Origin of the sequence: Pandoraea nosoerga (assembly GCF_902459585.1) — a bacterium.
Lineage (GTDB): Bacteria > Pseudomonadota > Gammaproteobacteria > Burkholderiales > Burkholderiaceae > Pandoraea > Pandoraea nosoerga.
This window is the reverse complement of record NZ_CABPSC010000017.1, coordinates 52948-65585: the sequence shown is the minus strand read 5'-3', so window position 1 is coordinate 65585 and position 12638 is coordinate 52948. Positions and strand designations below refer to the sequence as shown.

The window sequence follows — 12638 nt, the reverse complement described above, 5'->3', positions numbered from 1 at the left end:
CATGCGAAGCCTTGCCTGCGCTCGCGACGCCGGGGCATGCGCTCGCAGGCGGGCCGAGGAACCGGCCGATGCCGAGATTTCGCCGCTCGATGTGATGCGCCGAGTATATCGCGCCTTGGCGTGCGCTGTATTCCACCCGATACTGCGGTGCCGGACGGCCGTTCGGTGCAAGTCGGGGCCGCCGAATTCAAACCGTGACGATGGTCGCGGTCGCGGCTTTCCTTGGCACCACGCACGCGGGAGCGGACTCGCGGTCGCGGGCGCGCGTGGCGCGAGGTAACTCGTGTCACAATATTTCGACGCTTGACGGATTCGCCATGCCCGGGATGCCGGGGCGGGGGAAGGCAAGGGAGGGGCAATGGAACTACGGAACAGCCGGCGGTTGCCGGTCGCGAGAGACGTTGCGTGGATCGCGCTGAACGACCCGGGCGTGTTGCGACAGTGCATTCCGGGGTGCGAATCGATCGAGCGCATCGACGACACCACCTGGGACATTGTCATCGCGGCGACGCTCGGGCCCGTGGGCGGGCGCTGGCGCGCCCGCATCACGTTGACCGACGTGGTCCCGCCCGCGTCGTACACACTGAATTTCGACGGGCTGGGATCGTCGGCCGGGCTCACCCGCGGCCGCGCGTCCGTCGCGCTGTTATCGCAAGGACCGATGAACACATTGCTCACCTATGACCTGAAGGCGCGGTTCGGCGGCGAGTATGCCGATCTCGACAGCCCGCAGGCCGACGCCGCGGCCAACGCGCTCGCCGACACCTTTTTCACGCGCCTCGTCGGGCTCATCGCACCGAACCACAGGATCGACGACCCGGTCGCGGCGGACGGCGAAGTGGCCGCGGCGCTCGCTGCCGACGCCGCCATGCGCGACGTGCCGTCCACGCGGGGCAAGTTGGCACGCTGGTGGCCGTGGGTGGTGGCGGCGCTCATCCTCGTCTTCATCGTGCTGTGGGGCAACCATGCCAGTTGAGCGCCGGCGCAGCCGCAAGCCTGCGGCACACGCGCTCGCGGCCGCGACGGGCGCGACGGGCGCGGCGGACTACGACCTGCGCGTTCGCATCCGGGACGGCGAGTCACCCGTCTTCGGGCCGGGGCGCGTGGCGCTGCTGCGCGCGATTGAAGCGACGGGGTCGATTTCCGCGGCGGCGCGCCGCATGGGCATGTCGTACCGGCGGGCGTGGCTGCTCGTCGAGGCGATGAACCACGAGTTTCGCGAGCCCCTCGTCACGCGCCACATCGGCGGCGTGTCGGGCGGCGGCGCCGCGCTCACGCCGTTCGCGCAAAACCTCGCTGCGCACTACGACATGCTGCTCGGAGACATCCGCTCGCTGCTCGACGCGCGCGTGCCGATCTTCGACGCCTATCTCAAGGACGGCAAGAGCGTCGATCCCGACGCGTGAACGCATCGTGCCAGCCGTTTGCCGTTTGCCGTTCGCGTTCGCCGCGCGCCTTCTCTTTTCTTTCCTCTCCCGTTTTCGCCAATGCAACCGCCGCACCGCCCGCCATCCCGGGCGGCGCCGAGCTATCACGAAAACGTTTAATTTCCGTGAGGACTTCGTCACCGGCCTGACGCGACACTGGCTTCATCGACGCCAACCCGGCGATGGAGGTCCCGATGCCCGATCTGTCCGCCCTCACGAAGCCCGCGCCGCCGGCCGCGCCGGGCGCTTCCTCGCCTTGCGTGCCGCCGCGCCGCGTCCAGCCGGGCTGGCTGCGCATCACCCACTGGCTCAACGTACTCGCCGTCATCGTGATGGCGACGAGCGGCTGGCGCATCTATAACGCCTCGCCGCTGTTCGATTTTCGCTTCGCGAACGGCATCACGCTGGGCGGGTGGCTCGGCGGCGCGCTGCGCTGGCACTTCGCGGCCATGTGGCTGCTCGCCGCGAACGGCGCGGTCTATCTGCTGATGAACGTCGGCAGCGGGCGCTTTGGCCGCCGCTTCTTCCCGCTAACGGCCCGCGGCGTGCTGCGCGACGCACTCGCCGCGCTGCACGGTCGCCTCTCGCACGACGATCCGCGCCACTACAACCAGGTGCAACGCGCGGCCTATCTCTTCGCGGTGCTCGATCTCGCGTTGCTCGTGGCGTCGGGCCTCGCGATCTGGAAGCCGGTGCAGCTCGGCTGGCTGTGCATGCTGTTCGGCGGCTTTCAGGGAGCGCGATGGGTTCACTTTCTGGCGATGACAGCTCTCGGCGCATTCGTCGCCGTCCACGTTGCGATGGTGGCGCTCGTGCCGCGCACGCTGCGCACCATGATTACCGGCCGGTGAGCGCATTCGATCAGGAGAAATGCCATGACACTCGAGCGAAAGCCCACTGGGCCGGCTACCCCGGCCGGCGTACCCATTGTGCGCGACGGCGACGCGATCCTGCGCGAAGCCCGCGCCCTGGTGACACGCCGCGTTGCCGAGCCGTCGCGCCGCGCGTTTGTGTCGCGCACCCTCACGCTCGGCGGCGTGGCCCTGCTCTCGGGGTGCTCGCTGGAGGACAACGCGGGCGTCGAATCGGCGCTCGACAAGTTCTCGCGCTGGAACGATCGCGTGCAGGCGGCGCTGTTCCGGCAGGACGTGCTCGCACCGACCTTTCCCGCGTCGCGCATCACGCGTCCGTTTCCATTCAACGCGTTTTACTCGGTGGACGAGGCGCCCGTCGTCGACGAGTCGGATTACCGGCTCGAGCTCTCCGGGCGGATCGCCGATCGCGCGCCGTGGACGCTCGACGGTCTGCGTCGCTTCGCCGCGCCGCGCATGGTCGACCAGATCACGCGTCATGTGTGCGTGGAGGGGTGGAGTGCGATCGGGCGCTGGGGCGGGGTGACGTTCGCAGACTTCCTGCGCCGCGTCGGTGCGGACACGACGGCGCGATACGTCGGTTTCAAGTGCGCCGACGATTACTACACGAGCATCGACATGCCGACGGCGCTGCATCCGCAGACGCTGCTCGCGCTCACCTACGACGGCCAGACGCTGCCGAGGGCTTATGGCTTTCCGATGAAGCTGCGTATCCCGACGAAGCTCGGCTACAAGAATCCCAAGCATATCCGCGCGATATTCGTGACCGACACGTTTCCCGGCGGGTATTGGGAGGACCAGGGCTACAACTGGTTCGGCGGCAGTTGAGGCGGTCGCCGGAATTCACGGGAATGCCGGCACGCACGACTGCATGGCAGTGGAACGCCTGCGATGCGTTCGCGCTGCACTCACTCACACCTGGAGGTTCACGACGATGAAGACGCGATATCTGGCAGCAATGGCAATGACGATGGCGGCGGCGCTCGGTACGGGCGCGGCATTCGCGCAGGAGGCCATGAGCAAGGGCGATGCCATGGGCAAGGGCGATGCCATGTCCCGGGGCGGTGCCATGAGCAAGGACATGGACAAGCGCGGCAAGATGTCCGGGGGCGACGCCATGGGAGGGCACGACGCCATGTCAAAAGGCGGTGCCATGAGCAAGCACGACGCCATGGGCAAGGGTGACGCCGCGAGCAAGGGCGATGCCATGGGCAAGGGCGACGCGATGAGCAAAAGCCGGTAAGCGCTCGCAGCGGAACGACAAAGGCGCCGCCGCGGGGGACCGTCGCGGCGCCTTTGCCGCTGGCTTGCGCCGCTGGGTTGCGTCGCCGAATTACTCCGTCGGGCCCGGCCGTCGAGTCTGGCCGTTGAGCCATGCTGCCGATGCGCCGGCGAAGGAACGCATTAGCGTGTCAACGCGACCGACTTGATCAGCAGATACACGTCGCGCCCCGGAGCGAGTTGCAACTGGTCGGCGGAGTAGCGCGTGATGCGCGCATGCACCGCCGTGCCGGCGGCATCGCCGGCGAGCGTGGCGGCCACTTCCACTGCGTCGCCGAGCTCGCGCAACGTGGCAACACGCGCGGGCAGCACGTTGAGCACGCTGGTGTTTACCGGCGGCGAGCTTGCCACGGCCACGTCGCGCGCGCGCACGAGAATGCGGCACGCATCGCCCGCCGCGGCGCCCGTGTGCGGCACCCGCAGCCGGACAGCGGGGTTGCCGTTCACGGCCAGTTCCGTCAGACCATACCGCGCGTCGTGCGCCACGATGCGCGTCTCCAGCACGGTGCCCGGGGCTTCGGCCGTACCGTCGAGCGCGTCGCGATGCACGTTGAGCACGTCGGCGGGCGCGCCCTGCGTGATCGTCCTGCCCTCGCGAAACAGCACGACCTGGTCGGCGAGCCGCATGACTTCGTCGAGCGAATGCGTGACGTACAGCACCGGCAGCCTCAGCTCATGACGAATGCGGTTCAGGTAGTCGAGCACTTCGAGGCGCCGCGCGTGGTCGAGCGAGGCGAGCGGCTCGTCCATGAGCAGCAGGCGCGGGCACGAGAGCAGGGCGCGGCCGATGCCCACTCGCTGCCTCTCGCCGCCGGAGAGCGCCCCGGGGCGGCGCGCGAGCAGATGGCCGAGGTCGAGCACCTCGACCACGTGCTCGAGCGCGATGGCACCGGGGCCGGCAGCAGCCACGTCGGGGCGTCGCAGCCAACGCCCGAACAGCAGGTTCTGACGCACGCTCAGGTGCGGCAGCAGGCGAGCGTCCTGAAACACGTAGCCGATGCGCCGGCGCCAGGCCGGCAGGCAAACCCTGGCGGCGCTGTCGAACAGTACCTGGTCGCCCACGACGATGCGTCCCGCGTCCGGCTTGAGCAGCCCCGAGACCGCATTGACGACCGTGCTCTTGCCGCTGCCCGAGGGGCCGAACAGCGCCGTGACGCCCGTGCCGGCCGCGAAAGCGGCGTCGAGCGCAAATGCGCCGAAGCTGTGCTGAATGCGAACGTCAACCGTCATAACCGAGGGCCTTGCGATTGCCGAAGCGGATCATCACTTCGGAGAAGACGAGTGTGGCCACGGCCAGCACTACCGAGATGGCGCATAGGCGCCAGACCATCGCGTCGCCGTCGGGCACCTGAGTGGCGGTGTAGATCGCGAGCGGCAGCGTCTGCGTCTGGCCGGGAATGTTTGAGACGAACGTGATCGTCGCGCCGAATTCGCCGAGCGCCCGTGCGAACGCCAGCACGAAGCCATGCAGCACGCCCGTGGATGTGAGCGGCAGCGTGACCGTGAGGAACGTGAGCCAGGGACCCGCGCCGAGTGTCTGGGCTGCTTGCTCGAGCCGGGTGTCGGAGGCTTCGAGCGCCTGGCGGATCGCACGCACGAGCAGCGGGAAGCCCATCACGCCGGCGGCCAGCGCGGCGCCCGTCCAGCGGAATGCGAAGGTGAAGTGGAACCACTCGCGCAGCAACCGGCCGATGGCGCCTTGCGCGCCGAACAGCACGAGCAGCGCGAAGCCCACTACCACCGGCGGCAGCACGAGCGGCAAATGAAGGACGGCGTCGAGCAGCGCCTTGCCCGGGAATTGCCGACGGGCGAGCACCCAGGCAGCGGCGTAAGCGAAGGGCAGGCTGCAAAGCGTGCCCCACAGCCCGACGCGCAGGCTAAGTTCGACGATGCCCCATTCTTCCGGTGTAAGACTCATGGACATACGGACCAGGGTGAGTGAAGTTGCGGCATCGACGCATGGTGACGCACCGACGCGGTACATGGCAATGTCGGAACACTTCCGAAAGCGCCGAAAAGCGTCGGTCGCGCCGAAATCTCCCTCGGGATCGCGCCGGGGATCGCGCCCGGATCGCGGCGGACGCCGCCGGCGGCGGTACGTCAGCCGCTGACTCGTGTGGTGCGCACCCCCCGAGAGCACGATGATGCGATCGACGCGATTGACGGGATCGAAGCGATCGATGTGATCGACGTGATCGGCGTGATTACGGACGCCCGAAGCCGTAGCGCTCGAACGTGGCCTGAGCCGCCGGCGTCTGCAGGAATTGGTAGAACGGCTCGGCGTCGGTGCGATTGGCCTGCTTCGTGAGCGCGACCGGATAGACGATCGGCGCGTGACTGTCGGCCGGGAACGTGCCAGCGATGCGCACGCGCTTTTCAGCGTTCGCGTCCGTCTTGTAGACGATGCCGTAAGGCGCCTCGCCACGCGCGACGAGCAGCAGCGCGTTGCGCACGTTGTCGGCGGCCGCGACCTTGCCCTGCACCTTCGGCCAGACGCCGAGCTTCTCGAGCGCCGCCTTGCCGTACAGACCCGCCGGCACGTGAGCCGGATCGCCCATCGCGAGCCGGCCGTTGCCCAGTCTCGCATCGAGGTCCGTGCCCGGCCTCAGGTCGATCTCGCCCGTGGTCGTGGCCGGGGCGATCAGCACCAGTGCATTGCCGAGCAGATTGCGGCGCGTGGACGCGTCGATCAGATCGTGCTTCTGCGCGTAGTCCATCCAGTCCTGGTCGGCGGAAATGAACACGTCGGCCGGTGCACCCTTTTCGATCTGGCGGGCGAGCGTGGAGCTGGCGCCATACACCAGCACCGGCTTCTTGCCGGTTTGCCGGGCGTAGGTCGCGCAGAGGTCGTCGAGCGCGTCCTTCATGCTGGCGGCGGCGAAGACCTGCTGGGCGCCAGCGTGGCCGGCGAGGCACAGACTCGCGAGGGTGGCGACGGTGACCAGGGCGCGGCGCAGCGGCGCGGCACGGTGGCGGGATGCGCGGGCGCTGTGCAGCTCGCGGGACGGGAATTCGGAACTCGCGGTTACGGCGGCTTTCACGGACATGGTCTCCAGCGTGTGGTGTGGTGGCTACGGTGGCTAGGGTGGCTACAAGGGCGGACAGGGGCCGCCGGGCTGCCAGGGTGCGGCGCAGGGCTGTCGGGAACCGGGCATTGTGGGCGCGTCGCCCCGGGCGGCGGCCGCCGGCAATGCGTTGTGTAGGATTATATATAACGCTATGGGACTGTACAGATATACGAGGTATCACCTCGCGCGAATACCCCCGGATGCGGGGCAAGCGCGCGGACAAGCGGAAAAATCGGGACGTTCTTCGCTTCGGCGGGCCGGCCGCCGTTGCCCGGGAGGGCCAGGGGACGAAGAAAAAACAGGCGCCGGATGCCGGGGCCTGCTAATTAATATATGTAGTAACTCGCGAGCCTGCCGACCCACTCCCGCGCCGGGCGAGTTCAGGAGGGGCCGGGCGCCGTCGTGGCGGGCGAGCGCGCCGGGCCGTCCGGCTTGAGCATGGCCGGGCTTGTGCGCAGCATGTCGAAAAAGCCGTCGACCACGGCGTCGCATTCCTGCCCCAGATCGTAGTCGGGCAGGAACAACCAGTCCGACATCATGCCGACCACCAGCGCGTGCAGCATGATCGCCGCGCGTCGGGTGTCGAGCCTTTCCGGAAGTTGCTTTCGCTCGATGGCGCGCTCCATGTCCTTCATGATGCGGGCCTTGCCGTCGGCACAGGCCTCGCGCTGGCGCTCGAGCACCGAGAGCATTTCCTCCGTGTATTCACACTTGTGGAACAGAATGTCCAGCACGCGGCGGCGGCGCTCGTTGCGCGCCGTTTCCTTGAGCACGAGCTTGCAGATTTCGTGCATGCGCAGCATCGGATCACCGTCCTCGGGCTCGGTGCACTCTTCGTCGATCATGCGCTCCATCGGCAGACGGATGCGATCGGTCATCGCGTTGAACAGATCGATCTTGTTCTTGAAGTGCCAGTAAATGGCGCCGCGGGTGAGGCCGGCGGCTTCGGCGATGTCGGCGAGCGACGTGCGCGACACGCCCTTTTGCGCGAACACCGTCTCGGCGGTGTCGAGCAACAGATTGCGGGTCTCGATCGCTTCCTCTTTGGTTCTGCGGGCCATCTCTCGTCACAGGGCGGCTCAAACAGCCGGATTTACGCGAAATGCGAGGCAAATGTGATGGAAATGCGATGTAAACCGGGCCGCACTTTGGTGCGACGCAATATGATTTACATACATTCATGAATGTATCTATAATAGCAGCCGCTTGCTCTATTGCACAGGGTACATTTAAGCTCCTCCGTCTAAGGGAAACACCTCAGATGATCTGGGGAGCGAATCGACCGGGAAGTGCCATGCGGCGCTCTCTCGTCATCGCCCTGGTGTCCCGGAGCCTGTTCGACGATCTCATACGAGTGCCAGAGCGCGCGGCGATGGCCGCGCACCCGGGGGCGTCTTGATGGCCGCTTGCCGGCCTTTGTCCGGCAGCCCGCTCACCCGGGCCTCAGGCACTCGCCGACCCGCCTTGCGCGACGGGATTGCGGACCGGCCTTCGCCGTCGCAATCGTCGCAGCACTTGTCATTTTGTTTGACCGCATTCCATTTATCGGGGGCGTATATGCACGTCAAGAGAAGTTCACTGGGGATGGTCACTGCCGTAACACTCGCGGTCGTGACCCTGGCCGCGTGCGGCAAGAAGCCGCCCCAGCAGCAGGCCATGGTGCCGGAAGTCGGCGTCGTGACGCTGCAACCCCAGAACGTAACACTGACGACCGATCTGCCCGGACGTACTTCGCCTTTCCGCGTGGCGGACGTGCGCGCGCGTGTCGACGGCATCGTGCTCAAGCGCGATTTCACCGAAGGCGGTGACGTCAAGGCAGGCCAGCGTCTGTACAAGATCGATCCGGCAACGTATCAGGCCGCTTACGAGAACGCCAAGGCCACGCTCGCCAAGGCGGTCGCGAACCAGGCGTCGGCCAAGCTGCTCGCCGATCGCTACAAGCAGCTCGTGGCGGTGGAGGCGGTGTCGAAGCAGGACTACGACAACGCCGTGGCCGCCGCACTGCAGGCCGACGCCGACGTCCAGGCCGGCAAGGCAGCGGTCGAGACCGCGAAGATCAACCTGGGCTACACCGACGTGCCGGCGCCGATCTCGGGCCGCACGGGGTTGTCGCAGGTGACCGAGGGCGCGTATGTGCAGGCGGGCGCCGCCACGCTCATGACGACCGTGCAGCAGATCGACCCGATGTACGTGGACGTGACGCAATCGGCCGCCGACGGTCTGCGTCTGCGCCGCGCACTGGCCGAGGGCAAGCTGCAGAGCGCGGGCAAGAACGCCGCGCGCGTGGAGCTGACCCTTGAAGACGGCACGACGTATCCGCTCGAAGGCAAGCTGCAGTTCTCGGACATCACCGTCGATCAGGCGACCGGCTCGGTGACGGTGCGCGCCATCTTCCCGAACCCGAACCGCGAGTTGCTGCCCGGCATGTTCGTGCACGCGCGGCTCGCCGAAGGCGTGAAGGAAGGCGGCCTGCTCGTGCCGCAGCAGGGCGTCACGCGCGACCAGAAGGGTCAGCCGACGGCCCTGATCGTGAACAAGGAAGGCAAGGTCGAGCTGCGTCAACTGGTTACCGATCGCGCGATCGGCGACAAGTGGCTGGTGAGCTCGGGTCTGGCCGCCGGCGATCAGGTCATCGTGTCCGGCCTACAGAAGGTGCGCCCGGGCGCGCCGGTGAAGGCGGTTCCGGCGCAACTGCCGGGTAGCGGGGCGCAATCGCCCGCAGGTGCGAGCGCGCCGGCCGCCGCCGCCCCCGCATCGCAGGCGAACGCCGCCTCGAGCGCCAAAGCCCAATAACGCGGAGCCTCATTCATGGCAAAGTTTTTTATCGATCGCCCGATCTTTGCTTGGGTGATCGCCATTGTCATCATGCTGGCCGGTGCGCTTTCGATTCTGAAGCTGCCGGTCTCGCAATACCCGCCGATCGCGCCGCCCTCGGTACAGATCACCGCGACCTATCCGGGCGCTTCGGCGCAGACCGTGCAGGATACGGTCACGCAGGTGATCGAGCAGCAGATGAACGGTATCGATCACCTCGAGTACATGTCGTCGACGTCCGACGGCTCGGGTACCGCTCAGATCACGCTGACGTTCGCCCAGGGCACTGACCCGGACATTGCGCAGGTGCAGGTGCAGAACAAGCTGCAGCTCGCCACGCCGCTGCTGCCGCAGCAGGTGCAGCAGCAGGGCATCAAGGTCGCCAAGGCGACCAAGAACTTCCTGCTGGTGATCGGCGCGTATTCGGAAGACGGTTCGATGTCCGACATCGACCTTGCGAACTACATCGCGGCCAACGTGCAGGATCCGATCAGCCGCGTGAACGGCGTGGGTCAGGTGCAGTTGTTCGGCTCGCAGTATGCAATGCGCATCTGGGTCGATCCGCAGAAGCTCAACGGCTATAACCTCACGGTCATCGACGTCTCGAACGCCATTCAGGCGCAGAACGTGCAGGTCTCGGCCGGCGAGCTGGGCGGTGCGCCGGCGGTAAAGGGCCAGCAGCTCAACGCGACCGTGATGGCGCAAAGCCGTCTGCAGACGCCTGAGCAGTTCCGCCGGATTCTGCTCAAGGTCAACAAGGACGGCTCGCAGGTGCGCCTGGGTGACGTGGCGCGTGTCGAGCTGGGCGGCGAGTCGTATCAGATCGTGGCCCGATACAACGGCAAGCCCGCCGCGGGTCTGGCCATTACGCTGGCCACCGGCGCGAACGCGCTGCAAACGGCCACGGCCGTCAAGCAGCAGGTGAGCGAGCTCGAGCAGTACTTCCCGGCCGGCATGAAGGTCGACTACCCCTACGACACCACGCCGTTCGTGAAGATCTCGATCGAGGAAGTGATCAAGACCCTCATCGAAGGTATCGTGCTGGTGTTCCTGGTGATGTACCTGTTCCTGCAGAACCTGCGGGCGACGATCATCCCGACGATCGCCGTGCCCGTGGTGCTGCTCGGTACGTTCGGCATCATGGGCGCCGCGGGCTTCTCGATCAACACGCTGTCGATGTTCGGTCTCGTGCTGGCCATCGGTCTGCTCGTGGACGACGCCATCGTGGTGGTGGAAAACGTCGAGCGGGTGATGGCCGAGGAGGGGCTCAGTCCGAAGGAAGCGACGAAGAAGGCCATGGGGCAGATCGTCGGCGCGCTGGTGGGCGTGGCGCTCGTGCTCTCGGCGGTGTTCGTGCCGATGGCGTTCTTCGGCGGCTCGACCGGCGCCATCTATCGCCAGTTCTCACTGACCATCGTGGCGGCCATGGCGCTGTCGGTGCTCGTGGCCATCGTGCTCACGCCGGCCATGTGCGCGACGATTCTCAAGCCGATCAAGAAGGGCGAGGTGCACGAGAAGCGCGGCTTCTTCGGCTGGTTCAACCGCACGTTCGACAACGGTTCGAAGAAATACCAGGGCCAGGTCCAGCGCATTCTCAAGCGCGGCACGCCGCTCGTGATCGTCTACGTGGTCATCGTGGCGGCCGTGGGCTTCCTGTTCGTGCGTATGCCGACCGCCTTCCTGCCGGACGAGGATCAGGGCTACTTCTTCAACATCGTGCAGTTGCCGCCGGGCGCCACGCAGGAGCGCACGCTCGGCGTGATGAAGCAGGTGGAGAAGCACTACCTCGAGCAGGAAAAGGACGCCGTGCGTTCGATCTTCACGGTGACGGGCTTCGGCTTCAACGGCCGCGGTCAGAACGTGGGTATCGCCTTCACGATGATGCGGCCGTGGGATGAGCGCCAGTCGTCCGACCTCAAGGTGCAGTCCGTGATCGCCCGCTCCTATCAGGCTTTCGCGAGCGTGAAGGACGCGATGATCTTCGCGATCAACCCCCCGTCGGTGCCCGAACTCGGCAACGCGGGCGGTATCGACTTCGAGCTGCAGGATCGTGCCGGCCTGGGCCACGACGCGCTCATGGCCGCTCGCAACCAGTTCCTGGGCATGGCCGCGAAGAACCCGAACCTCGCGAACATGCGTCCGAACGGCCTCGAAGACACGCCGCAGTACAAGGTGGACGTCGACGAGGAGAAGGCTTCGGCGCTCGGTCTGTCGATCGCCGACGTGTACACGACGCTCTCGGCGTCGTGGGGCTCGTCTTACGTGAACGACTTCATCGACCACGGTCGCGTGAAGAAGGTCTACGTGATGGCCGAGCCGAAGGACCGCATGTTGCCGCAGGACATCAACAAGCTGTACGTGCGCAACGCGAGCGGAACGATGGTGCCCTTCTCGGCGTTCGCGACCGGCAAGTGGATTTACGGCTCGCCGCGTCTGGAGCGTTACAACGGGGTGCCTGCCGTGGAAATCCAGGGCGTGCCGGCGCCGGGCAAGTCCTCGGGCGACGCCATGCGGGCGGTCGAGGAAATCGCCAAGCAGCTGCCCCCGGGCATCGGCCTGGAGTGGACGGGGCTGTCGTTCGAAGAGCGCATCTCCGGTGCACAGGCCCCGGCGCTGTATGCGATCTCCATCCTGATCGTGTTCCTGTGTCTGGCGGCGTTGTATGAAAGCTGGTCGATCCCGTTCTCGGTGATTCTGGTGGTGCCGCTGGGCGTGTTGGGCGCGCTGCTGGCCGCCACGCTGCGCGGGCTGTCGAACGACGTGTACTTCCAGGTGGGTCTGTTGACCACCGTGGGCCTGTCGGCGAAGAACGCGATTCTGATCGTGGAATTCGCCAAGGATCTGCAGGAGCAGGGCCGCACCCTGATGGAAGCGACGATGGAAGCGGTGCGCCTGCGTCTGCGCCCGATTCTGATGACGTCGATGGCGTTCATTCTCGGCGTGTTGCCGCTCGCGATTTCGAACGGCGCCGGCTCGGCCTCGCAGCACGCCATCGGTACCGGCGTGATCGGCGGGATGCTCGCGGCGACGTTCCTCGCGATCTACTACGTGCCGCTCTTCTTCGTGCTGGTGCGCAAGCGCTTCGCACATGAGGATCTGGACACGGTGGAGCATCCGGAAGCGCGTCACGACAATCCGGAAGCAACCGACGGCCCCGCCAAGGAAGGAAACTGACC

The 12638-nt window shown here is 66.7% G+C and carries 11 protein-coding genes; 7 read left to right on the top strand and 4 right to left on the bottom strand.

Going from position 1 to position 12638, the window contains the following annotated elements:
- Positions 1-358: 358 nt before the first annotated feature.
- The 5 genes from PNO31109_RS19095 (at position 359) to PNO31109_RS19075 (ending at position 3542) form a co-directional block, all read left to right on the top strand.
- A complete protein-coding gene (locus tag PNO31109_RS19095) occupies positions 359-976 on the top strand; it encodes an SRPBCC family protein (RefSeq protein ID WP_150557028.1) in 618 nt (205 codons plus the stop codon).
- Entirely contained in the window at positions 966-1406 is a 441-nt protein-coding gene (locus tag PNO31109_RS19090) for a winged helix-turn-helix domain-containing protein (RefSeq protein ID WP_150557027.1), read from the top strand. Before PNO31109_RS19095 ends, PNO31109_RS19090 begins: the two co-directional genes overlap by 11 nt.
- A 215-nt stretch (positions 1407-1621) precedes the next feature.
- Entirely contained in the window at positions 1622-2278 is a 657-nt protein-coding gene (locus PNO31109_RS19085; protein ID WP_241014003.1) for a cytochrome b/b6 domain-containing protein, read from the top strand.
- A gap of 24 nt (positions 2279-2302) precedes the next feature.
- The gene (locus PNO31109_RS19080) at positions 2303-3127 is read left to right on the top strand and encodes a molybdopterin-dependent oxidoreductase (RefSeq protein ID WP_150557025.1); all 825 of its coding nucleotides are present in this window, start codon (positions 2303-2305) and stop codon (positions 3125-3127) included.
- A gap of 106 nt (positions 3128-3233) precedes the next feature.
- On the top strand, positions 3234-3542 hold the full coding sequence (locus tag PNO31109_RS19075; protein ID WP_241015846.1) for a pentapeptide MXKDX repeat protein: 309 nt from the start codon (positions 3234-3236) through the stop codon (positions 3540-3542).
- Between the two features lie 161 nt (positions 3543-3703).
- On the opposite strand, the gene modC is transcribed toward PNO31109_RS19075, so the two are convergent.
- The 4 genes from modC to PNO31109_RS19055 all read right to left on the bottom strand — a co-directional run bounded on the left by modC (position 3704) and on the right by PNO31109_RS19055 (position 7709).
- Positions 3704-4810, bottom strand: a complete 1107-nt coding sequence (gene modC / locus PNO31109_RS19070) for a molybdenum ABC transporter ATP-binding protein (RefSeq protein WP_150557024.1) — start codon at positions 4808-4810, stop codon at positions 3704-3706.
- Positions 4800-5498 carry a molybdate ABC transporter permease subunit gene (gene modB / locus PNO31109_RS19065; RefSeq protein ID WP_150557023.1) on the bottom strand — a complete coding sequence of 233 codons (699 nt, stop codon included), beginning with the start codon at positions 5496-5498 and terminating at the stop codon, positions 4800-4802. The genes modC and modB overlap by 11 nt, the downstream gene beginning before the upstream one ends.
- A 286-nt stretch (positions 5499-5784) precedes the next feature.
- Positions 5785-6621, bottom strand: coding sequence for a molybdate ABC transporter substrate-binding protein (gene modA, locus PNO31109_RS19060; protein WP_244958208.1), 837 nt, complete (start codon positions 6619-6621; stop codon positions 5785-5787).
- 407 nt (positions 6622-7028) lie between these two features.
- Positions 7029-7709 (bottom strand): TetR family transcriptional regulator, encoded by a 681-nt coding sequence (locus PNO31109_RS19055; protein WP_150557021.1) that lies wholly within the window; start codon positions 7707-7709, stop codon positions 7029-7031.
- A 496-nt stretch (positions 7710-8205) separates the two neighbouring features.
- On the opposite strand from PNO31109_RS19055, the gene PNO31109_RS19050 reads away from it, so the two are divergent.
- Together PNO31109_RS19050 and PNO31109_RS19045 are read left to right on the top strand one after the other, a co-directional pair.
- Positions 8206-9441, top strand: coding sequence for an efflux RND transporter periplasmic adaptor subunit (locus PNO31109_RS19050; protein WP_150557020.1), 1236 nt, complete (start codon positions 8206-8208; stop codon positions 9439-9441).
- 15 nt (positions 9442-9456) lie between these two features.
- On the top strand, positions 9457-12636 hold the full coding sequence (locus PNO31109_RS19045; RefSeq protein WP_150557019.1) for an efflux RND transporter permease subunit: 3180 nt from the start codon (positions 9457-9459) through the stop codon (positions 12634-12636).
- Positions 12637-12638: the final 2 nt, after the last annotated feature.

What these genes read in the sequence shown, in the direction of transcription:
- PNO31109_RS19045 (WP_150557019.1), top strand. Translation starts at nt 9,457, where the DNA reads ATGGCAAAGTTTTTTATCGATCGCCCGATCTTTGCTTGGGTGATCGCC.
- modB (WP_150557023.1), bottom strand. Translation starts at nt 5,498, where the DNA reads ATGAGTCTTACACCGGAAGAATGGGGCATCGTCGAACTTAGCCTGCGC.
- PNO31109_RS19085 (WP_241014003.1), top strand. Translation starts at nt 1,622, where the DNA reads ATGCCCGATCTGTCCGCCCTCACGAAGCCCGCGCCGCCGGCCGCGCCG.
- PNO31109_RS19055 (WP_150557021.1), bottom strand. Translation starts at nt 7,709, where the DNA reads ATGGCCCGCAGAACCAAAGAGGAAGCGATCGAGACCCGCAATCTGTTG.
- PNO31109_RS19050 (WP_150557020.1), top strand. Translation starts at nt 8,206, where the DNA reads ATGCACGTCAAGAGAAGTTCACTGGGGATGGTCACTGCCGTAACACTC.
- PNO31109_RS19095 (WP_150557028.1), top strand. Translation starts at nt 359, where the DNA reads ATGGAACTACGGAACAGCCGGCGGTTGCCGGTCGCGAGAGACGTTGCG.
- modC (WP_150557024.1), bottom strand. Translation starts at nt 4,810, where the DNA reads ATGACGGTTGACGTTCGCATTCAGCACAGCTTCGGCGCATTTGCGCTC.
- PNO31109_RS19075 (WP_241015846.1), top strand. Translation starts at nt 3,234, where the DNA reads ATGAAGACGCGATATCTGGCAGCAATGGCAATGACGATGGCGGCGGCG.
- PNO31109_RS19090 (WP_150557027.1), top strand. Translation starts at nt 966, where the DNA reads ATGCCAGTTGAGCGCCGGCGCAGCCGCAAGCCTGCGGCACACGCGCTC.
- PNO31109_RS19080 (WP_150557025.1), top strand. Translation starts at nt 2,303, where the DNA reads ATGACACTCGAGCGAAAGCCCACTGGGCCGGCTACCCCGGCCGGCGTA.